This window comes from Nocardia sp. BMG111209, assembly GCF_000381925.1.
In the GTDB taxonomy this organism is placed as follows: domain Bacteria; phylum Actinomycetota; class Actinomycetes; order Mycobacteriales; family Mycobacteriaceae; genus Nocardia.
In genome coordinates this window covers 68,372-87,217 of record NZ_KB907309.1, presented here as the reverse complement: position 1 = coordinate 87,217, position 18,846 = coordinate 68,372, and the positions used below count along the sequence as shown (strand labels likewise).

Sequence of the window (18,846 nt, the reverse complement as noted above, 5' to 3'; positions counted from 1 at the left end):
GGCTTCGCTACACTGATGCGGTTGCCTGCGGGACACGTGTGCCCGCACTCCGCCCGCGAACCCGCAGCGTTCCCCGCCTCGAGCTGGGATTTCTCGCGCTGACAGGCGCGCGTTTGGAGCGGCGACTGACCATGCCCGTCGGGTCGGCAATCCGGCGTGTATATCGTCCAGGTCTAGGAGGAGCTGAAGTGATTCAGCAGGAGTCGCGGCTGCGCGTCGCCGACAACACGGGTGCCAAGGAGATCTTGTGCATCCGCGTGCTCGGCGGTTCGTCGCGCCGCTATGCCGGTATCGGCGACATCATCGTCGCCACTGTGAAGGACGCGATCCCCGGCGGCAACGTCAAGAAGGGTGAGGTCGTCAAGGCGGTCATCGTGCGCACCACCAAGGAGCGCCGGCGTCCGGACGGTTCCTACATCCGGTTCGACGAGAACGCGGCGGTGCTGATCAAGGCGGACAACGATCCGCGCGGCACCCGCATCTTCGGCCCCGTCGGCCGCGAGCTGCGCGACAAGCGCTTCATGAAGATCGTCTCGCTGGCCCCGGAGGTGGTCTGACCGTGAAGGTGCACAAGGGCGACACCGTGATCGTCATCTCGGGTAAGGACAAGGGCGCCAAGGGCAAGGTCATCCAGGCCTTCCCGGAGCGGAGCCGGATCCTGGTCGAGGGCGTGAACCGGATCAAGAAGCACGTCGCGAACTCCGCCAACCAGCGTGGCGCCAGCTCCGGTGGCATCGTGACCCAGGAGGCGCCCATCCACGTCTCGAACGTGATGGTTGTCGACTCCGACGGCAAGCCGACCCGGGTGGGCTACCGCACCGACGAGAACGGCAAGCGGGTGCGCATCTCCCGTCGCAACGGGAAGGACATCTGAGCATGACCACCACCGAGAACAAGGTCCAGCCCCGTCTGAAGCTCCGCTACCGCGCGGAGATCCGCGACGCGCTGAACAGCGAATTCAACTACGCCAACGTGATGCAGATCCCCGGCGTGGTGAAGGTCGTCGTGAACATGGGTGTCGGCGACGCCGCCCGGGACGCGAAGCTGATCAACGGCGCGGTCGCCGACCTGACCCTGATCACGGGCCAGAAGCCGGAGATCCGCAAGGCCACCAAGTCCATCGCGCAGTTCAAGCTCCGCGAGGGCATGCCGATCGGCGCGAAGGTCACCCTCCGCGGCGACCGCATGTGGGAGTTCCTGGATCGCCTGATCTCCATCGCGCTGCCCCGTATCCGCGACTTCCGCGGCCTGTCCCCGAAGCAGTTCGACGGCCACGGCAACTACACTTTCGGTCTCTCGGAGCAGTCGATGTTCCACGAGATCGACGTCGACCGGATCGACCGTCCCCGCGGTATGGACATCACCGTGGTGACCACCGCGACCAACAACGAAGAAGGCCGCGCCCTGCTCAAGCACCTCGGCTTCCCGTTCAAGGAGAACTGAGCACATGGCTAAGAAAGCTCTGATCAACAAGGCCAACGCCAAGCCGAAGTTCGCTGTCCGCGGCTACACCCGCTGCCAGCGCTGCGGCCGCCCCCACGCCGTCTACCGCAAGTTCGGCCTGTGCCGCGTCTGCCTGCGTGAGATGGCCCACCGCGGCGAACTCCCGGGCGTCCACAAGGCCTCCTGGTAAGAACCCCCCGTCCGGCCCGTCGGCCACCCATCCGGGTGCCCGGCGGGCCGTTCGCGTTCCTGGACGCTTAGACCGCGACCAGTGTCAGCAGTCGATCCAGGCCCTTGAAGTCGTCGGCGTTCCGGGTGAACAGTGGCAGGTCGTTCACCGAAGCGATCGCGGCGATCATCAGATCCAGCTTGCGGGGCTTGGGATTACGCCCCGCAGCGACAACCAGTTTCGTCATCGAGGTGAACCTGCGGGCCGCTTCGGAGGTGAACGGAAGCGCCTCGAAGAGATGCTCGATCTCGAGCAGGCGTTCGGTGCGCAATGCCAGATCTTCCGGAATGCGAGTGACCGCGGTCCCGAGTCCCAGCTCGGCGAGGGTGATCGTGCTGATGTGGGCTCTGATCGGCAGTCGCGCGTCATCGATGTGCGCGATATCAATGAGAACGCGGGTATCCAGCAGGCCGGCGGGAACACGATGATCAGTCATCGAGCCGGTCCTCACCGAAGACCGCATCGACCTCTGCTCGCTCGCGGGCGCTGTCCGCGCCGCCGAATCGGGACAGGCGCCGCTTGAGTTCGGTGGTGGTGACCTCGTGGCGGTGAGTGATCGGCCGTAGTTCTCCTACCGGCCGTCCGTTGCGCGTGATGACGAAGTCCTCACCGGCCTCCAGCGCGTCCATCACGCCCGCGCTGCCGTTGCGCAACTCGGCTTGAGTGATTCTCGTGGTCATATGCCGATGATATAGCAACCAATGCTATGACTTGCTATGCATCGGTAGTCGCGGCGCCGTATCCATCCCGATTCAGCGCTACCGGAGTGCTTCGGAGGATATGGCAGCCACTGGCGACGGATCCGGAAGCCGTGGATCGGTGCCGCACGGCCGGGTGGCTCGCCGCCGATGGTTACTTGTTTCGTACGGTCTGGAGTGAGCCGCTGCCGTCGTCCAGCATCCAGAAGGACCACCCGTTGCGTGCGCCGCTCACGCGAGGATTCAGATCCCCGACGACCGCTCGGGCCGCTGCGCTCGGGGTCTTGAAGGTTTGCCCGGTCAGGTTTCCGGACGTGATGGTGATCTGGCTCGTGGCGGTGTCGAACCGCCCCTCGACGCGATGTCCCTCGTAGACCGCGTGCACAGGTAGGCCGGTCCCGGTCTCATTCGAGATGGCCGGGCTCGGTGCACTGGCGTATGCATCGGCGACCAGCTTCTCGACCACTCGTCCCGGTGACGAGTCTGCCATCTTGGCGGCGAACGCGACTCGCTCGTAGGTTTCTTTGCTCACTTCGATCTGATAGCTCATGTGTTCCCTTCCCTGATGCGCTCAATGTAGTAGAAAATCAGAGTTGGAGCAAGTGTGGAAGCAAATCAGAGTTAGATAGAGAACCGTCGCGCTGTGCGGGTCCCCGGCATCGGTCCATGAGCTGGGTCCGAGCTCGGGCCGGTGCTCGGCCGCGGGTGCACGAGCGTCGGTCGGCCGCGCCGGTCGGTGCGGCGCATCCGAATTCGAAATCAGTGTTACACCAGATGTTTACGATGTGGTTCCCGTTGTTCGATCGGGGGTGGGGTACCTTGTCGGTGCCCGGCAACGGACCGAATGGTCCTGGATCCGGCTGCACTTCCGCATCGCCGCGAGGTCGTCTCGGCCACGCCGCGCAGTCGATCGATACCTTCAGGGAGTTTGCATGACCAACTTCGACGTCGATGTCGTGAAGGCCTTCTTCGCGGCGTGTGATCGCAACGACATCGACGCTGCCGTGGGCTGTTTCACCGACGACGGCCTCTGGGTCACGGCCGAGGGCGCCGAGCCGGGTACCACCTTCCGCAAGGCGGACATCGGTAAGCTGCTGACCGCCATGTTCGCGGCCCGGGATGTGTTGGCCGACAAGAAGATCAGCTGGACCTTCGCGGAGCCGGTCGCGATGGAGTCCGGTGCGGTGGTGCGGTTCGAGATGGCCGACGAGCAGGGCCGGATCGTCGAGAAGGGTGTCGACGTGTTCTACACCGGCGACGGCGGGATCCATCTCAAGGAGAGCTACCGCAAGAGCGCGGACTCCACCTTCTCGGAGATGGTGAAGCAGGATCTCATCCGCCAGGCCACCGTCGCGGGCTGACCGGTCACAGATTGTGTCGTACGGCGGCGGATTTCGTTCATCCGACGAGATCCGCTCCGCCGCAAATTATTTCGCGTCACGGCGTCGTGGTTCGATGAGGTAGGAGAACCGATGGATCCAGCACAGGATCATCCGTGCGCATAGACGGCCGACTCCGGATCGGGGCGGCGACCGTCGCTCTGCCCGACGGGCGCCGGGATGTGAGCCGCGCGATCGCCGAGCGCGGCAGCACACCCGACTGGGCCCGTTCCACGACGACCACCACCCTTCCGGTCGCGGGCGTCGGACAGACCGCCGAATCGCTCGCGCTCGTGGCCGGCGCCGAGGCGCTCGACCACGCGGGCGTGCCAGCGGCGGAACTCGGAATGCTCACGCATTCCTGGATTTTCGATCCGAGCCCGGCCGACTGCACGATCGCGCCCCGCCTGGCTCGCCTACTCGGCGCCAAAAGTGCTGTCGCACTGAGCATGCGGCAGATGAGCAACGGCGGCGCCATCGCCATCCAGGTCACCGCCGCACAGATGCTGGCCGAACCGCGGATCGCGCACGGCCTGGTACTGACCGCGGACGTGCACGGCACCGACGCCGACTGGCGTTGGAATCCCGAGGCCGGCGCCGCCCTCGGCGACGGGGCGACCGCGGTACTGCTGACCCGGGACATCGGCGACCTGTCGATTCGCGCGATGGTGTCGAACTCGGTGACCGAAGGCGAACGTTGGTGGTCCGAGCGCGAGCCGGGGGCGCCGGTGATCGCCGGCCCGGCGGTGTTCGCGTTGCGCAAATGCGTTCGCGTCGCCACCCGTGCGGTCCTCGCCGACGCGGGACTCGAGCCCGAGGATCCACGCCTGGCCGTCATCATGCTGCCGCGGCTGCCGGCGTCGACCATCGAGGCGATGTTCCTCGGCCTGCTGCCACCGGCCGAACTGCTCGACCTGTCCGGCGACACCGGACATCTGTTCTCCGGTGACCTCGCCGCGAACCTCGAACACCTTCGCAGCGAACGTCCTTTGGCCCCAGGGGAATACGCGCTGCTGATCAATATGGGCGTGGGGCACACCGTGACCATGGTGGTGGTCCGCGGCGAACCGCGGGCCGTCACCGTCCGAGAGGAGCCGGCATGACCAGCGCCGTGGAGAACGACGACGCCACCACCCGAATCAGTTTCCCGGACACCGCGGATCAGCGGGAATTCGAGGCGTTCTGCCACGGGCTGCGCGACCGCGCGCCGGTGGTGTGTGTGGAGTTGCCCGACGGTCTGACCGCGTGGGTGATCACCCGTTACGCCGAGGGCAAGCGTGCGATGACCGATCCGCGGCTGATCAAGGACCTGCGCCGGATGACCGATCCCGCGCACGGTCTGGGGGGCGGCAGGTACGCGGAGGATCCCTTCGTGGTCGAGGGCCGGCACATGCTCAACAGCGACGGTGCGGAGCACGTGCGGCTGCGCAAGGTCGTCGCCGCCGAGCTGACCCCCGCCGCCGTCAACCGCCGCCGGCCGGAGATCGAACAGGTGTGTCGCGCGCTGGTGGCGCAGTTCCGGGGGCTGGAGACCACCGACCTGATGGCGTCCTACGCGCGCCCGGTGCCGGAGCTGGTGATGGCGCGCCTGCTCGGGATTCCGGACGACACGCTGCGCGCCGCCGCGGTGCACAGCCGGCGCCTCGGCGAACGCGAGAGTCCGTCGACGCCGGGCATGCGCAATGCGTACAACGAACTGCTCGACCTGATCATCGACGTCGCGCGCGACCCCGCCGCCGCACCCGCGGGCAGTGTGCTCGAGGCGCTACATCGGGCCCGCGCCGAGAAGGCGATCAACAAGCGCGAGCTGCTGTCGACGGTGATGATGCTGCTCGGCGCGGGGATCTCCTCCACCGCGATCGGTATCGGCTACGGCGCGCTCACCGTACTGCGCACCGCCGAGACGATGCGCGAACTGCTGGCCGACGGACCGGCGGCCAAGGCGTTCGTCGAGGAGCTGCTGCGGTACCACCCGCCATTTCCCTTCTCGCCGTGGCGATTCGCGCGCGAGGAGGTCCCGATGGCGGGGGTGACGATTCCGGCCGGTGCGGTCGTGTTCATCCTGCTGGCGGCGGTCAACCACGATCCGGTGCTCGGGGCCGACGCCGGCGAGCTGCTGCCGCAGCAGGGCGGCCGGCCTGCGCATCTGACCTTCGGCTACGGCTCGCACTTCTGCATCGGAGCGCATCTCGCCCGCACCGAGATCGAGGTCGCGCTGCAGGTGCTGTTCGAGGAGCTGCCGCAACTGCGACTGGTGCGCGAGGATGCCGAACCCGCTTGGCGTGGACTGCTTTTCGATCGGACGCCGGACGAGCTGCCGGTACGTCCGGGAGCGAGCGCCCGATGACCTCGTCGGTACTGCAGAGCTCGTTCATGCAGGAATCGACCCGCATGGCGCCCGAACACGGACCGGTGTTCACCCGCGAGTTCTTCAATCTGAAATTCACCTTCGTCACCGGTGCGGAACTCGTCGCCGAACTCGCCGACGACCGGCGGTTCGGAAAGCATATGAAGCCGGTGCTCGAATCCTTCCGGCCGATGTTCGGCGACGGCCTGCTCACCGCCGACGATCACGAACCCGCGTGGCGCACGGCGCACGATCTGCTGGTGCCGGCGTTCTCGCAGTCCGCAATGCGCGGCTATCACGCGCTGATGCTGGACGTCTGCCGGCAACTGCTCGACAGCTGGGACGCGGCTGCGGACCGGGCCGTCGACGTCAGGGACGCCATGGGGAAGGTCACGCTCGAGGTGATCGGGCGGGCCGGTTTCGGCTACTCGTTCGATTCCTTCGAGCGCTCGACCTCGCATCCGTTCGCAACGGCGCTCGAGGATGCGATCAGCCACGGCCAGCGGCTGGTGACCCGGCCGCCGATGGCGGGTGGATATCTCGGCCGCCGCGCGGCCGAACGTCACGACACCGATATCGCCTACCTGCGCGAGGTGGTGGACGAGGTGATCGCGCGCCGCGCCGGTCGTGCGCACGGCGGCGATCTGCTGGGCCTGATGCTGGATTCCGATGTGCTGGATCCGGTGAACATCCGCGACCAGGTCCTGACCTTCCTCGCCGCGGGGCACGAGACCACCTCCGCGGCAATGTCTTTCACGCTCTACTTTCTGGCCGCCGAGCCGGGGATCGCCGAGCGTGCGCGGGCGGAGGTGACGGCGCTGGCCGGGACGGCCGAACCGGAGTTCGACCAGGTCGCCAAATTCCGATATCTGCGCCGGGTCGTGGACGAGTCGCTACGCCTGTGGCCGGTCGCGCCCGGATATTCGCGGACCGCGAAGCAGGACACCGTACTCGGCGGCCGTTATCCGATGCGCGTCGGTGAGCCGTATTTCGTGCTGGTGCCGGCGCTGCACCGGGAAGCGTCGTGGGGCCCGGATCCGGAACGATTCGATCCGGATCGTTTTCTGCCCGAACGGGTCCGGGCCCGGCCACCGCATTCGTACAAACCGTTCGGCAGCGGCCTGCGCGCCTGTATCGGCCGCCAGTTCGCGCTGCATCAGATCGTGCTGGTGATGGCACGCGTGCTGCAACGCTACGATCTGACCCTGCCGCCGGACTATCGGCTGCGCGCCTCGGAGGGAATCGCCTTCAGTCCCATCGGACTGACCCTGTATCCGGCAGCGCGTTGAGTTGTCCGCCACCACATCCGTGCTGAGAGAACATGTTTCGATCGCCACCGCGGCCGGTCGAGCCGACGGCAATTCAGTACCGGTCGATATGTTTTGCGACACCATCACGACACCGTGTGTTCGTGAACCGGACACAACTCGCCGGAAACATAATGCGTGCCCGGTCGGCCGGGTTGGACGCGGGACATGCCGTTGGCTGTGGCCCACCGGGTATGTGCAGAGTACGAGGCTGGTTATGCGAGTAAACGGACTTCTGCACATTGCGGCGGCCTCGGTCGCGTTGGCCGGTGGACGTCAGGCGTTCGACCATGCGATCGCCGGCGGAAACGCCGTGAACGCAACATCATTGCCGAAGACGGACACGATGTTGCCGGTGGCGGGGGCGGGGGAGGATGCGACCACGCTCGCGCTCGCCGCGGCCGCCGATGCGCTCGCGACCGGGCAGGTCGCGGCGGCGGACATCGGGCTGCTGACCCACTCGTGGATCTTCGACCCGAGTGCCGCCGACTGTACGATCGCGCCCCGGCTGGCCCGCCTGCTCGGCGCGAAACAGGCTGTGGCGCTGGGTGTTCGGCAGATGAGCAACGGCGGTGCGATGGGCTTGCACTGCGCGGTCGCGCACATGCTCGGGGAGCCGCGGATCGAGCACAGCCTGGTGCTGACCTCCGACGCGCACGGCGAGGAGGCCGTCTGGCGGTGGCAGCAGAGCGTCGGCACGGCCCTGGGTGACGCCGCGACCGCTGTGCTGCTCTCTCGTGCGAGCGGTCCGATGTCGGTGCAGGCGATGGTGTCGAATTCGATGACACAGGAGGAACTCTGGTGGGCCGCGCGCCTGCCGGACGGCGCTGTCACCGTGCCGCCCAATGTTTTCCGGGCCCGTCGCTGTGTCCGGACCTCGGTGGAACAGGTCTTCGCCGACGCGGGAATGGAACTCGATGATCCCCGCGTGGTGGTCACCATGCTGCCCCGGCTCGACAGGGATTTCGTCGGCGGAATCTTCTACGAACTGCTACCCCCCGCCGAGGTTCTCAACCTGACCGAGGACACGGGACATCTGTTCTCCGGCGACCTCGCCGCGAACCTCAATCATCTGTACACCGAAAGACCACTGTCACCAGGGGAATACGGTCTGATCATCAATATCGGGGTGGGATTGACCGTGACCATGCTCATGGTGCGCGGGGAACGAGAGGAACGACGTTGACCGCCGGACCACAGACCCTCATCGAATTGCTGGAAGCCCTGCGTCGCAGTGATCGCACCGTCACCTTCGCGGATTCGAAAGTCACACTGGCCCATCGTGAACTGGCCGGCCTCGCCGGACCTGTCGGGCGGCGACTGCGGACCGCGGGCGCCGGTCCCGGCGAGCTGATCGGCGTGCTGATGCCCGCCACCCCGGAGTGGTTCGCCGGTTTCTTCGGTGCGGTCACCACCGGTGCGGCGGTGACCGTGCTGCCGCTGCCGCCGTTGGTGCTGGATCCCGGTGCGGTCGCGGAGCACCTCGTGCCGATCGTGCGCGCCGGTGGGATCCGGTTACTGGTCACCGCGAACAAGGGCCGCAAGGTGGCGCGGGAGCTCGCCGCGCGGGTGCCCGGCCTGCAGGTGCTGGAGCTGGAGCAGCTCGAACGCGACGACGAGATCGACTGGCAGCCGGTCGATCCGGACGCCCCGGTAGTGGTGCAGTTCAGTTCCGGCAGCACCGCGCGGCCGAAGGGCGTGCGCCTGACCCACGCCCAGTTCCTCAGTGGGGTGGCGGCCATCAACTCGCACATCTCGACGACCTCGGATGACGTTCTGGTGCAGTGGGTTCCGCTGTTCCACGACATGGGCCTGGTCTCGCTGATGTGTTCGCTGCTGACCCCGAACGACGCGCACCTGTTCAGTGCGCTCACCTTCGTCAAGAATCCCGGTGCGGTGCTGCGGCACACCGCCGAGGTCGGCGGCACCATCACCAACGGGCCGAATTTCTCCTTCGACAAACTCGTCGAGGCCGCCGCCGAGGTGTTCGACGGTGAGCCCGGCGATCGGCCGCTGCGACGGTGGCGACTGGCGCTCAACGGCGCCGAACCGGTCCGGGCCCACACCGTGCGCGAATTCGCGCGCACCTTCGCGCCGCTCGGCGTGCCGGCGTCGACGATGTACCCGTGCTACGGCATGGCCGAGGCGACCCTCGCGGTGACCCTGCCCGTCCCCGGCACCGCACCGCGGTTGATCACCGTCGACCGGGACGAACTGGTGCCCGGCCGCCCGGCCCGGCCCGTGCCGCCCGGTTCGCCGAACACCCGGGAACTGGTGAGCGTGGGCGTCCCGATTCCCGGAATCGCTGTGCGGATAACCGGATTCGACGGCACGGCGCTGCCGGACGGCTACGTCGGCGAGATCCGCATCCAGGGCCCCGCGGTGACCTCCGGGTACCACGGCGACGACGAGCTCACCCGGGCCGCCCTCGACGACGGCTGGTTGCGCACCGGCGATCTCGGCCTGCTGGACGGTGGCGAACTGGTCATCGTCGGCCGGGTCAAGGAGATGATCATCGTCCAGGGGCGCAACTTCTACCCCGACGATGTGGAGGAGGCCGTCCGGGTGGTGTCCGGTGTCCACAAGGGACACTGCGTCGCGGTCGCCGACACCGAGGGCGAGCGCATGATCGTGGTCGCCGAGAGCGAGCACGAATCCGGTACGGCGGCAGGCGATGCCGTGATCGCCGACATCGCGGGCGCGGTATCGAAGGCGCTGACCCTGTCCGCGGTCGTGGTGCTGTTGGTGCCCGCCAAGGCCCTGCCCCGCACCACCAGCGGCAAGTGGCAGCGTTCGCTGGTCGCGGAGCTCGCCCGCGCACACGTTTCGAGCATGGAATCCATTGATCAGAAAGTGAGTTCGTGATGACTCTGTCCGTGAACCGGAAGGTCGACGAGATCACCACCGTGCTGCGAGCGGAGCTCGCGGAACTGCTCGAATGTCAGGCCGAGCAGGTCGATCTCGGTGCCCGGCTCACCGAACTGCCCGGCATCGACTCGATGCGCCTGGTGCAGGCGGTGGTGAAGTGCGAAAAGCATTGGGGTATCACACTGGACGAGGACGAGTTGGTGGAGGTGCGGACCGGCGACGATCTCGTCGACCTGATCCTGTACACGCTCGGCGACGAGTCGGCATGATCGGGGCCGGTGTCCGCACGCCGGCCGAGCTGCCGGTCCGGCCGGGAACGGGTATCCGGTAACGTCCATGCTGAGCACCTCGTTCATGCAGGAGTCGACCCGCCTGGCCCGCGAGCTCGGCCCGGTGTACAAGCGTGAATTCTTCAACCTGGAGTTCACCTTCGTCACCGGCGCCGACCTGGTCGCCGAGCTCTCCGACGACCGGCGCTTCGAGAAGCACGTCCTCCCGGCGCTCGAGGTGATCCGGCCGATGATCGGCGACGGCCTGCTCACCGCCTACAACCACGAGCCGAATTGGCGTGCGGCACACGACCTGCTGATGCCCGCCTTCTCCCAGACGGCGATGCGCGGCTACCACCCGCTGATGCTGGCGGTGTGCGGGCAACTGCACGACCACTGGGCCGGCGCCGACGCGGCGGTGGACGTCACCGCCGCGATGGCGAAGGTGACCCTGGAGATCATCGGCCGCGCCGGCTTCGGCTACTCCTTCGGTTCCTTCGAACGCACCACCGCGCACCCGTTCGTGACGGCCCTGAAGGACGTCCTCAACCACGGCCAGCGCCTGGTCACCCGCCCCCCGATCGCCGGCGGCTTCCTCGGCAAGCGCGCCGGCGAACGCAACGACGCGGACATCGCCTACCTCAAGGGCGTGGTCGACGAGGTGATCGCGCAGCGCACCGGCGGCGACCGCGGCGCCGACCTGCTGGGCCTGATGCTCGACGCGGACACGCTCGACCCGGCCGCAATCCGCAACCAGGTCCTGACCTTTCTCGCCGCCGGCCACGAAACCACCTCCGCCGCAATGTCGTTCACCCTGTACTACCTCGCCGCGCACCCGGAGATCGCGGCCCGCGCACGCACCGAGGTGGATACGGTGATCGGTTCCGCCGAACCGGAATTCGAGCAGGTCGCGAAGCTGCGCTACCTCCGCCGGGTGGTCGACGAATCGCTGCGCCTCTGGCCGACCGCCCCCGGCTACTCCCGAGTGGCCAAGCAGGACACCGTCCTCGGCGGCTGCTACCCCATGCCCGCCGGCGAACCCTTCTTCGTCCTGGCCCCCGCCCTGCATCGCGACCCGGTCTGGGGCGACGACCCCGAAGCCTTCGACCCGGATCGCTTTCTCCCCGAACGCAACCGGTCCCGCCCCGCCCACGCCTACAAACCCTTCGGCACCGGCATCCGCGCCTGCATCGGCCGCCAATTCGCCCTGCACCAGATCGTTTTGGTGGTGGCGACGGTCCTCCAACGCTACGAACCGGAACTGCCCGCCGGGTACGAACTCCGCGCCTCCGAGGGCCTGACCTTCAACCCGATCGGGCTGCGGATGCACCTGACGCCGCGCTGAGGATCGCGCCGACTCGCCGCACGGAGCACTGTGCGGTCACGGACCCAGCAGTGCCGCGGGTATTACGGCGATTCCGTCCGGTCGCCGATATGCATACCGTCCGGTCGTTATTACAGCGCTATCGGCGAGCAACCCGCCGACCTTGTCCGCCAGCCAGCGCAGGTCACGGCGCTAATCTACCCCGTCCCCGGACTTCTATCATCCCATCGGCAGACTGTGAACCATCCGAATAGCAGGTATCGAACCATCCGATCAGCAGGTATCGAGGCAGTCGATCAGCAGGACTCGAACCATCCCGTCGGCCGGCGGCCCCGGAGTTCCCACCCCCGATTTTGATGCCGCACGGCTATTGCCTACACTTGACCGGTTGCTCGGGCACCGTCATGTCTGCGCGCGGATGCGTGCGGCCATATTGGCTGGTCCGGGTGGCTGTGCAGCATCCGGTCGGGCAGTCCCGGCCGGACCGACCGAATTGTCGTAGGCCCACGACCGCCGTTCTTCGACGGTGTTGTATGGGAACCGCGGCGAGAAAGGTAACGGTCAATCCATGACCATGACAGATCCGATCGCAGACTTCCTGACCCGTCTGCGCAACGCCAACTCGGCGTACCACGATCAGGTCAAGGCTCCGCACTCGAAGCTCAAGGCGAACATCGCCGAGATTCTGAAGCGTGAGGGCTACATCGCCGACTACCGCGTCGAGGACGCGCAGGTGGGCAAGACGCTGATCGTCGACCTGAAGTACGGGCCCAGCCGCGAGCGCTCGCTCGCCGGTGTGCGCCGGGTGTCCAAGCCCGGTCTGCGGGTGTACGCGAAATCCACCAACCTGCCCAAGGTGCTGGGTGGCCTCGGCGTGGCGATCATCTCCACGTCACAGGGCCTGCTCACGGACCGTCAGGCAAAACAGCACGGTGTGGGCGGGGAAGTCCTCGCCTACGTCTGGTAAGGGAGGTAGGAACAATGTCGCGTATCGGTAAGAAGTCGATCCCGGTTCCCGCCGGTGTCGAGGTGACCATCAACGGTTCGACCGTGTCGGTGAAGGGTCCCAAGGGCGCCCTCTCGCACGAGGTCGCGGCCCCGATCACCGTCGGCAAGGCGGACAACGGCGAACTCGAGGTCGCCCGGCCGAACGACGAGCGGCTCAACCGCTCGCTGCACGGGCTGACCCGGACCCTGATCAACAACATGATCATCGGCGTCACCCAGGGCTACGAGAAGAAGATGGAGATCTTCGGCGTCGGTTACCGCGTGCAGCAGAAGGGCTCGAACCTGGAGTTCGCCCTCGGCTACAGCCACCCGGTTCCCGTCGAGGCCCCCGAGGGCATCACCTTCGCGGTGGAGGCTCCGACCAAGTTCTCGGTGTCCGGCATCGACAAGCAGAAGGTCGGCCAGATCGCCGCGGTGATCCACGGCCTGCGCAAGCCCGACCCGTACAAGGGCAAGGGCATCCGCTACGCCGGCGAGATCGTTCGCCGCAAGGTCGGAAAGACGGGTAAGTAAGCCATGTCGAAGAAGGTTCAGACCGAAGCTCAGCAGGCCGCGCGCAAGCCGCTCGGCAAGGACGCGTCCACCCGTCGCCGGATTGCCAAGGGCAACCGGCACTTCCGGCTGCGCAAGAAGGTCGAAGGCACCACCGCGCGTCCCCGCCTGATCGTGTTCCGCTCCGCGCGGCACCTGCACGTTCAGCTGGTCGACGACTCCGTCGGCAAGACCATCGCCGCGGCGTCCTCCATCGAGGCCGACGTGCGGGCCCTCGAGGGCGACAAGAGTGCCAAGGGCGCCAAGGTCGGCGAGCTGATCGCCGCCCGCGCGAAGGCCGCCGGCGTGGAGGCCGTGGTGTTCGACCGCGGTGGCCACGACTACCACGGCCGCATCGCCGCCCTGGCCGATGCCGCCCGCGAAGGTGGGTTGAAGTTCTGATGACCGAAATGAAGCGCAACGGAAGGAACGTCTGATGCCGGGACGTCAACGGCGTGACGGCGGAAACGGACCCGCCGGACAGAACAGTGGCAGTGGTGGCGAAGGCGGTCGCGGTGAGCGCCGCGGCCGTCGCGACGATCGTCGCGACCAGCCCGCCCAGGAGAAGAATCAACTCGAGCGCGTGGTCGCGATCAACCGCGTGTCCAAGGTCGTCAAGGGTGGTCGGCGCTTCAGCTTCACCGCCCTGGTGATCGTGGGCGACGGCAACGGCCTGGTCGGTGTCGGGTACGGCAAGGCCAAGGAAGTTCCGGCGGCGATCCAGAAGGGCGTCGAGGAGGCTCGCAAGGGCTTCTTCCGCGTTCCGATGATCGGCTCGACCATCGTCCACCCGGTGCAGGGTGAGGCGGCGGCCGGTGTGGTCATGCTGCGTCCGGCCTCGCCCGGTACCGGTGTGATCGCCGGTGGCGCGGCGCGTGCCGTGCTGGAATGCGCCGGTATCCACGACATCCTGGCCAAGTCGCTCGGTAGCGACAACGCCATCAACGTCGTGCACGCCACCGTGGCGGCCCTGAAGCAGTTGCAGCGTCCGGAGGAGGTGGCCGCTCGTCGCGGTCTGCCGATCGAGGACGTCGCTCCGGCGGGCATGCTGCGTGCGCGCGCGGGACAGGGAGCCTGATATGGCCCAGCTGAAAGTGACCCAGGTCAAATCCACGATCGGCGCCAAGCGGAATCAGCGCGAGTCCATCCGCACCCTCGGTCTGAAGGGCATCCACAAGACCGTCGTGCGTGAGGACACCCCGCAGACCCGCGGGCTGATCAACGTCGTGCGCCACCTCGTTTCCGTTGAGGAGGTTCAAGCATGACCGTCATCAAACTCCATCACCTGCGTCCGGCGCCGGGCGCCAAGACCGAGAAGATCCGCGTCGGTCGCGGTGAGGGCTCGAAGGGTAAGACCGCGGGCCGCGGTACCAAGGGTACGAAGGCCCGTAAGAATGTCTCGCCCGCATTCGAGGGCGGTCAGATGCCGATTCATATGCGGCTGCCCAAGTTGAAGGGCTTCACCAACCCGTTCCGCACCGAGTACCAGGTGGTGAACGTCGGCGATATCGCCGAGCGTTTCCCCGCCGGCGGCGCCATCGGCAAGTCCGAACTGGTCGCCGCGGGCCTGGTCCGCAAGAACGAGCTCGTGAAGGTTCTCGGCGAGGGTGAGATCGGGGTGGCCGTCCAGGTCAGCGCCGACAAATTCTCCGGCTCCGCCAAGGAGAAGATCACCGCGGCCGGCGGCACCGCCACCGAACTGGCCTGACAGGTAACTCGACGTCGGACGGGTGAGAGCCCGTCCGGCGTCGCTGTTAGAGTGCAAGTATCGCTTGCCGTCTTTCCCCCCATGTCGTTTGCCAGGAGGATCTGTGCTTTCCGCCTTCGCGTCGGCCTTCCGGACACCGGACTTACGGCGGAAGATTCTCTTCACGCTGGGCCTGATCGCGCTGTATCGCATCGGCGCGTCCCTGCCCTCGCCAGGGGTGAACTACAAGGCGGTGCGCACCTGTATCGACATCGTCTCCGGCGGTGATTCGGCGGGTATCTATCAGCTGATCAACATGTTCTCCGGCGGTGCGCTGTTGCAGCTGTCGGTATTCGCGATCGGCATCATGCCGTACATCACGGCGAGCATCATCATTCAGCTGCTGACGGTGGTCATCCCGCGCTTCGAGGAGTTGCGCAAGGAGGGCCAGGCCGGTCAGAACAAGATGACCCAGTACACGCGCTACCTGGCCGTCGCGCTGGCGGTGCTGCAGGCCACCGGCCTGGTGGCGCTCGCCGCCCGCGGCCAGCTGCTGCGCGGCTGCCCGCAGGACATCCTGGCCGACACCAGCGTTTTCGGCATGATCATCATCGTGCTGGTGATGACCTCCGGCGCGGCGCTGGTCATGTGGTTCGGCGAGCAGATCACCGAACGTGGTGTGGGCAACGGCATGTCGCTGCTGATCTTCGCCGGTATCGCGGCGCGCATCCCCGGTGAGGGCAAGTCGATCCTGGACAGCCGCGGCGGCCTGATCTTCGGTCTGGTCTGCGCGGCGGCGTTCGTGGTGATCGTCGGCGTCATCTTCATCGAGATGGGCCAGCGCCGGGTGCCGGTGCAATACGCCAGACAGATCGTGGGACGCAAGCAGTACGGCGGCAGTTCGACCTATCTGCCGCTGAAGGTCAACCAGGCCGGCGTGATCCCGGTCATCTTCGCGTCCTCACTGCTGTACCTGCCGAACCTGGTCGCCCAGTTGACCCAGAAGGGGTCGACGAAGCCCAGCTGGTGGCAGGAGATCATCCAGAAGTACCTGGTGAACCCGGGGAACCCCGTCTACGTCGCGATCTACTTCATCCTGATCGTCTTCTTCACCTACTTCTATGTGGAGATCACGTTCAATCCGCGGGAGCGTGCCGACGAGATGAAGAAGTTCGGCGGCTTCATCCCGGGCTACCGCCCCGGTGACAAGACCGCCGATTACCTGAGCAAGGTACTCAGCCGCCTGCTGCTGCCCGGCTCGATCTACCTGGGCGCGGTGGCGGTGCTGCCGAACCTGTTGCTGCACATCGGCGCCGGCGGTGGCGCGTCGAACCTGCCGTTCGGCGGTACCGCGGTCCTCATCGTCGTGAGCGTGGGCCTCGATACTGTCAAACAGATCGAGAGCCAACTGATGAACAGAAATTACGAAGGGTTCCTCAAGTGAGACTCGTACTGCTCGGGCCACCGGGTGCCGGCAAGGGCACACAGGCCGAATTGCTGTCGGACCAGCTGGGTGTGCCGCACATCTCCACCGGGAACCTGTTCCGCGCGAACATCTCCCAGGAGACCGCGCTGGGCCTGGAGGCGAAGAAGTTTCTCGACGCCGGCGATCTGGTCCCCAGCGAGGTGACCAACCGCATGGTCGAGGCGCGCATCGCCGAGCCCGACGCCGTCAACGGTTTCGTGCTGGACGGCTACCCGCGCACCGTCGATCAGGCGGAGGCACTGGAGAAGATGCTGAAGGAGTCCGGGCACGAGCTCGACGCCGTGATCAGCTTCGAGGTCGCCGACGACGTGGTGGTGCAGCGCATGCTCGGCCGTGGCCGCGCCGACGACACCGAGGCCGTCATCCGCAACCGGATGCGGGTGTACCGCGAGGAGACCGAGCCCCTGCTGCAGCACTACGACGGGGCGATCGTGGCCGTCGAGGGTGTCGGCGAGGTCGACGAGGTCAACGCCCGAGTGCTGCGCGCCCTGGGTCGCTGACGCGAATGGTCTTCGGCCGCAAGCAGAAGAAGGTGGTGCCGTTCCGCACCGCCGGTGAACTGGACGCGATGGCCGCCGCCGGCGCCGTCGTGGGCCGGGCGCTGGTGGCGGTGCGGGCGGCCGCGAAGCCGGGCGTCTCCCTGCTCGAGCTGGACGAGGTCGCGGAGCAGATCATCCGCGACGCGCACGCGGTGCCCTCCTTCAAGGGCTACCACGGTTTCCCGGCCTCGATCTGCGCCTCGGTGAATCAGGTTGTGGTGCACGGGATTCCGACCGCGGATCAGGTGCTGGCCGAGGGTGACCTGCTGTCGATCGACTGCGGCGCCATTCTCGAGGGCTGGCACGGCGATTCGGCCTGGACCTTCGGCATCGGCGAGATCATCGACGCCGACCAGCTGCTCAGCGACGCGACCCGATTGTCGATGGAGGCGGGTATCGAGGCGATGGTGCCCGGTAACCGCCTCTACGACGTCTCGCACGCGATCGAGCTGGGCACCCGCGCGGCCGAGCGGACGCACGGCCGCGCCTACGGCATCGTCGAGGGCTACGGCGGTCACGCCATCGGCCGCGAGATGCACATGGATCCGTATCTGCCCAACGAGGGCACACCGGGTAAGGGCCCGCTGCTGCGGGTGGGTTCGGTGCTGGCGATCGAGCCGATGCTGACCCTCGGCACCACCCAGACCCGGGAACTCGACGACGGCTGGACCGTCGTGACCGTCGACAACAGCCGTGCGGCGCACTGGGAACATACGGTCGCCGTCACCGAGGACGGTCCGCGCATTCTGACGCCGCGACCCGAATAGCGCGCCGGATCGGCTGTCACCGACGACGGCCGCGCATCCGGACACCGTGCTCGGCGTGGATCAGGCCCGTCCTCGGGTGTGGCGGGTCATGGTCGTCAAGGGGACCGTACCGGACCATCCGCACGGACGATCACAGTCGGCGACCACGGTGCCGGGACTACTGGGTGTGGCGGATGCCCGTGCGGGGTAACCACATTCCGGGCACTTGCCGAAGAAGTCGAGAATCTCCGTGGACGGGGGAGCTGTGACGGGCTCGGTAAGCTTGCGCATGTTCGTTCTTCCTGGCCGCGCCGGGGCGGCGGGCATCGTGTTCGAGTACTGAGTGCCCTGCCCAGTATTCCCGTGGTTTTCCGGCGACACGCCGAGCGGCTCCGGGCCCCTGGATATTTCACAACGGGCCGGTAAATCCGCTGGGTATTCACGATTCCAGCAGTAGGGTGACCGGTCCGTCGTTGACCAGGGTCACGGCCATATGGGCGCCGAAGCGGCCGGTGGCGACCGGCGCGCCGAGGTCGCGCAACGTCGCGGCGAACAGATCGACCAGCGGCTCGGCGATCGGGCCCGGCGCGGCCGCCGACCAGGACGGCCGGCGGCCCTTCGCGGTATCGGCGTAGAGCGTGAATTGGCTCACGACCAGAATGGGTGCGCCCAGATCGGCCGCGGACCGTTCGCCGGCCAGGATGCGCAGCCGGAACACCTTGTCCGCCAGCGCCTTCACGATCGCCGCGGTATCGGTGTGGGTGATGCCGACCAGGGTGACCAGGCCGTGTGGCGCACCGGCGGCGGCCGGATCGATCCGGCCGACGACCTCGCCGTCGACGACCACCTGCGCCGAACTCGCTCGTTGCACCAGCACTCGCACGACGCGATATCATCGCAGCCCGGTGAACGCCGGACCAATTCCCGGTCGGCGTGGCGGCTCGGGTCGCACAGACGCCATGAAGTGAATTATCGTTTTGATTGA

25 protein-coding genes are annotated in these 18,846 nt (G+C 67.0%); 21 read left to right on the top strand and 4 right to left on the bottom strand.

The annotated features are described in order from the left end of the window. Nucleotides 1-188: 188 nt before the first annotated feature. Genes rplN through G361_RS0131705 form a run of 4 tightly spaced genes read left to right on the top strand, consistent with a single transcriptional unit; the run spans nt 189 to nt 1,633 of the window. Complete coding sequence (gene rplN, locus G361_RS0131720) at nt 189-557, top strand: 50S ribosomal protein L14 (protein WP_019931168.1); 369 nt, start codon at nt 189-191, stop codon at nt 555-557. Nucleotides 558-559: 2 nt separating this feature from the next. Then, entirely contained in the window at nt 560-874 is a 315-nt protein-coding gene (rplX, locus tag G361_RS0131715; RefSeq protein ID WP_019931167.1) for a 50S ribosomal protein L24, read from the top strand. A gap of 2 nt (nt 875-876) precedes the next feature. Continuing rightward, a complete protein-coding gene (gene rplE / locus G361_RS0131710) occupies nt 877-1,443 on the top strand; it encodes a 50S ribosomal protein L5 (protein ID WP_019931166.1) in 567 nt (188 codons plus the stop codon). 4 nt (nt 1,444-1,447) lie between these two features. After that, entirely contained in the window at nt 1,448-1,633 is a 186-nt protein-coding gene (locus G361_RS0131705; RefSeq protein ID WP_019931165.1) for a type Z 30S ribosomal protein S14, read from the top strand. Nucleotides 1,634-1,700: 67 nt separating this feature from the next. Here the strand turns inward: G361_RS0131705 and G361_RS0131700 are convergent, their stop codons facing one another. The 3 genes from G361_RS0131700 to G361_RS0131690 all read right to left on the bottom strand — a co-directional run bounded on the left by G361_RS0131700 (nt 1,701) and on the right by G361_RS0131690 (nt 2,920). Further along, entirely contained in the window at nt 1,701-2,108 is a 408-nt protein-coding gene (locus G361_RS0131700; protein WP_019931164.1) for a type II toxin-antitoxin system VapC family toxin, read from the bottom strand. Then, complete coding sequence (locus G361_RS0131695) at nt 2,101-2,352, bottom strand: type II toxin-antitoxin system Phd/YefM family antitoxin (protein WP_019931163.1); 252 nt, start codon at nt 2,350-2,352, stop codon at nt 2,101-2,103. Before G361_RS0131695 ends, G361_RS0131700 begins: the two co-directional genes overlap by 8 nt. A 172-nt stretch (nt 2,353-2,524) precedes the next feature. Next, nucleotides 2,525-2,920 carry a DUF4357 domain-containing protein gene (locus G361_RS0131690; RefSeq protein WP_019931162.1) on the bottom strand — a complete coding sequence of 132 codons (396 nt, stop codon included), beginning with the start codon at nt 2,918-2,920 and terminating at the stop codon, nt 2,525-2,527. Nucleotides 2,921-3,302: 382 nt separating this feature from the next. On the opposite strand from G361_RS0131690, the gene G361_RS0131685 reads away from it, so the two are divergent. From G361_RS0131685 to map, 17 genes are all read left to right on the top strand, one after another. Beyond that, the gene (locus tag G361_RS0131685; RefSeq protein WP_019931161.1) at nt 3,303-3,731 is read left to right on the top strand and encodes a nuclear transport factor 2 family protein; all 429 of its coding nucleotides are present in this window, start codon (nt 3,303-3,305) and stop codon (nt 3,729-3,731) included. Nucleotides 3,732-3,865: 134 nt separating this feature from the next. Next, nucleotides 3,866-4,852, top strand: coding sequence for a hypothetical protein (locus tag G361_RS0131680; RefSeq protein ID WP_019931160.1), 987 nt, complete (start codon nt 3,866-3,868; stop codon nt 4,850-4,852). Further along, the gene (locus G361_RS0131675; RefSeq protein ID WP_019931159.1) at nt 4,849-6,096 is read left to right on the top strand and encodes a cytochrome P450; all 1,248 of its coding nucleotides are present in this window, start codon (nt 4,849-4,851) and stop codon (nt 6,094-6,096) included. The genes G361_RS0131680 and G361_RS0131675 overlap by 4 nt, the downstream gene beginning before the upstream one ends. Further along, nucleotides 6,093-7,385, top strand: a complete 1,293-nt coding sequence (locus tag G361_RS0131670) for a cytochrome P450 (protein WP_019931158.1) — start codon at nt 6,093-6,095, stop codon at nt 7,383-7,385. Before G361_RS0131675 ends, G361_RS0131670 begins: the two co-directional genes overlap by 4 nt. 331 nt (nt 7,386-7,716) lie before the next feature. Next, nucleotides 7,717-8,589 (top strand): hypothetical protein, encoded by an 873-nt coding sequence (locus G361_RS0131665; protein ID WP_231387169.1) that lies wholly within the window; start codon nt 7,717-7,719, stop codon nt 8,587-8,589. Then, entirely contained in the window at nt 8,586-10,268 is a 1,683-nt protein-coding gene (locus G361_RS45605) for an AMP-binding protein (RefSeq protein WP_019931156.1), read from the top strand. Before G361_RS0131665 ends, G361_RS45605 begins: the two co-directional genes overlap by 4 nt. After that, the gene (locus G361_RS0131655) at nt 10,268-10,540 is read left to right on the top strand and encodes an acyl carrier protein (protein WP_019931155.1); all 273 of its coding nucleotides are present in this window, start codon (nt 10,268-10,270) and stop codon (nt 10,538-10,540) included. The genes G361_RS45605 and G361_RS0131655 overlap by 1 nt, the downstream gene beginning before the upstream one ends. Before the next feature lie 67 nt (nt 10,541-10,607). Continuing rightward, entirely contained in the window at nt 10,608-11,885 is a 1,278-nt protein-coding gene (locus G361_RS0131650) for a cytochrome P450 (RefSeq protein WP_019931154.1), read from the top strand. A gap of 547 nt (nt 11,886-12,432) precedes the next feature. Further along, nucleotides 12,433-12,831 carry a 30S ribosomal protein S8 gene (rpsH, locus tag G361_RS0131645; RefSeq protein WP_019931153.1) on the top strand — a complete coding sequence of 133 codons (399 nt, stop codon included), beginning with the start codon at nt 12,433-12,435 and terminating at the stop codon, nt 12,829-12,831. A gap of 14 nt (nt 12,832-12,845) precedes the next feature. Next, entirely contained in the window at nt 12,846-13,385 is a 540-nt protein-coding gene (gene rplF, locus G361_RS0131640; RefSeq protein ID WP_019931152.1) for a 50S ribosomal protein L6, read from the top strand. A gap of 3 nt (nt 13,386-13,388) precedes the next feature. Further along, nucleotides 13,389-13,805, top strand: a complete 417-nt coding sequence (rplR, locus tag G361_RS0131635) for a 50S ribosomal protein L18 (RefSeq protein ID WP_019931151.1) — start codon at nt 13,389-13,391, stop codon at nt 13,803-13,805. Nucleotides 13,806-13,839: 34 nt separating this feature from the next. Next, on the top strand, nt 13,840-14,481 hold the full coding sequence (gene rpsE / locus G361_RS0131630) for a 30S ribosomal protein S5 (protein ID WP_019931150.1): 642 nt from the start codon (nt 13,840-13,842) through the stop codon (nt 14,479-14,481). A gap of 1 nt (nt 14,482) precedes the next feature. After that, nucleotides 14,483-14,668, top strand: a complete 186-nt coding sequence (gene rpmD, locus G361_RS0131625; protein WP_026343741.1) for a 50S ribosomal protein L30 — start codon at nt 14,483-14,485, stop codon at nt 14,666-14,668. Further along, on the top strand, nt 14,665-15,111 hold the full coding sequence (gene rplO, locus G361_RS0131620; protein WP_019931148.1) for a 50S ribosomal protein L15: 447 nt from the start codon (nt 14,665-14,667) through the stop codon (nt 15,109-15,111). The genes rpmD and rplO overlap by 4 nt, the downstream gene beginning before the upstream one ends. Nucleotides 15,112-15,214: 103 nt before the next feature. Beyond that, nucleotides 15,215-16,534, top strand: coding sequence for a preprotein translocase subunit SecY (gene secY, locus G361_RS0131615; protein WP_019931147.1), 1,320 nt, complete (start codon nt 15,215-15,217; stop codon nt 16,532-16,534). After that, nucleotides 16,531-17,076, top strand: coding sequence for an adenylate kinase (locus tag G361_RS0131610; protein ID WP_019931146.1), 546 nt, complete (start codon nt 16,531-16,533; stop codon nt 17,074-17,076). The genes secY and G361_RS0131610 overlap by 4 nt, the downstream gene beginning before the upstream one ends. A 5-nt stretch (nt 17,077-17,081) precedes the next feature. Beyond that, the gene (gene map, locus G361_RS0131605) at nt 17,082-17,882 is read left to right on the top strand and encodes a type I methionyl aminopeptidase (RefSeq protein WP_019931145.1); all 801 of its coding nucleotides are present in this window, start codon (nt 17,082-17,084) and stop codon (nt 17,880-17,882) included. Between the two features lie 418 nt (nt 17,883-18,300). On the opposite strand, the gene dtd is transcribed toward map, so the two are convergent. After that, nucleotides 18,301-18,744 carry a D-aminoacyl-tRNA deacylase gene (dtd, locus tag G361_RS0131600; protein ID WP_026343740.1) on the bottom strand — a complete coding sequence of 148 codons (444 nt, stop codon included), beginning with the start codon at nt 18,742-18,744 and terminating at the stop codon, nt 18,301-18,303. Between the last annotated feature and the right edge of the window lie 102 nt (nt 18,745-18,846).

What these genes read in the sequence shown, in the direction of transcription:
- rplE (WP_019931166.1), top strand. Translation starts at nt 877, where the DNA reads ATGACCACCACCGAGAACAAGGTCCAGCCCCGTCTGAAGCTCCGCTAC.
- G361_RS0131705 (WP_019931165.1), top strand. Translation starts at nt 1,448, where the DNA reads ATGGCTAAGAAAGCTCTGATCAACAAGGCCAACGCCAAGCCGAAGTTC.
- G361_RS0131700 (WP_019931164.1), bottom strand. Translation starts at nt 2,108, where the DNA reads ATGACTGATCATCGTGTTCCCGCCGGCCTGCTGGATACCCGCGTTCTC.
- G361_RS0131695 (WP_019931163.1), bottom strand. Translation starts at nt 2,352, where the DNA reads ATGACCACGAGAATCACTCAAGCCGAGTTGCGCAACGGCAGCGCGGGC.
- G361_RS0131690 (WP_019931162.1), bottom strand. Translation starts at nt 2,920, where the DNA reads ATGAGCTATCAGATCGAAGTGAGCAAAGAAACCTACGAGCGAGTCGCG.
- G361_RS0131685 (WP_019931161.1), top strand. Translation starts at nt 3,303, where the DNA reads ATGACCAACTTCGACGTCGATGTCGTGAAGGCCTTCTTCGCGGCGTGT.
- G361_RS0131675 (WP_019931159.1), top strand. Translation starts at nt 4,849, where the DNA reads ATGACCAGCGCCGTGGAGAACGACGACGCCACCACCCGAATCAGTTTC.
- G361_RS0131670 (WP_019931158.1), top strand. Translation starts at nt 6,093, where the DNA reads ATGACCTCGTCGGTACTGCAGAGCTCGTTCATGCAGGAATCGACCCGC.
- G361_RS0131655 (WP_019931155.1), top strand. Translation starts at nt 10,268, where the DNA reads ATGACTCTGTCCGTGAACCGGAAGGTCGACGAGATCACCACCGTGCTG.
- G361_RS0131650 (WP_019931154.1), top strand. Translation starts at nt 10,608, where the DNA reads ATGCTGAGCACCTCGTTCATGCAGGAGTCGACCCGCCTGGCCCGCGAG.
- rpsH (WP_019931153.1), top strand. Translation starts at nt 12,433, where the DNA reads ATGACCATGACAGATCCGATCGCAGACTTCCTGACCCGTCTGCGCAAC.
- rplF (WP_019931152.1), top strand. Translation starts at nt 12,846, where the DNA reads ATGTCGCGTATCGGTAAGAAGTCGATCCCGGTTCCCGCCGGTGTCGAG.
- rplR (WP_019931151.1), top strand. Translation starts at nt 13,389, where the DNA reads ATGTCGAAGAAGGTTCAGACCGAAGCTCAGCAGGCCGCGCGCAAGCCG.
- rpsE (WP_019931150.1), top strand. Translation starts at nt 13,840, where the DNA reads ATGCCGGGACGTCAACGGCGTGACGGCGGAAACGGACCCGCCGGACAG.
- rpmD (WP_026343741.1), top strand. Translation starts at nt 14,483, where the DNA reads ATGGCCCAGCTGAAAGTGACCCAGGTCAAATCCACGATCGGCGCCAAG.
- rplO (WP_019931148.1), top strand. Translation starts at nt 14,665, where the DNA reads ATGACCGTCATCAAACTCCATCACCTGCGTCCGGCGCCGGGCGCCAAG.
- map (WP_019931145.1), top strand. Translation starts at nt 17,082, where the DNA reads ATGGTCTTCGGCCGCAAGCAGAAGAAGGTGGTGCCGTTCCGCACCGCC.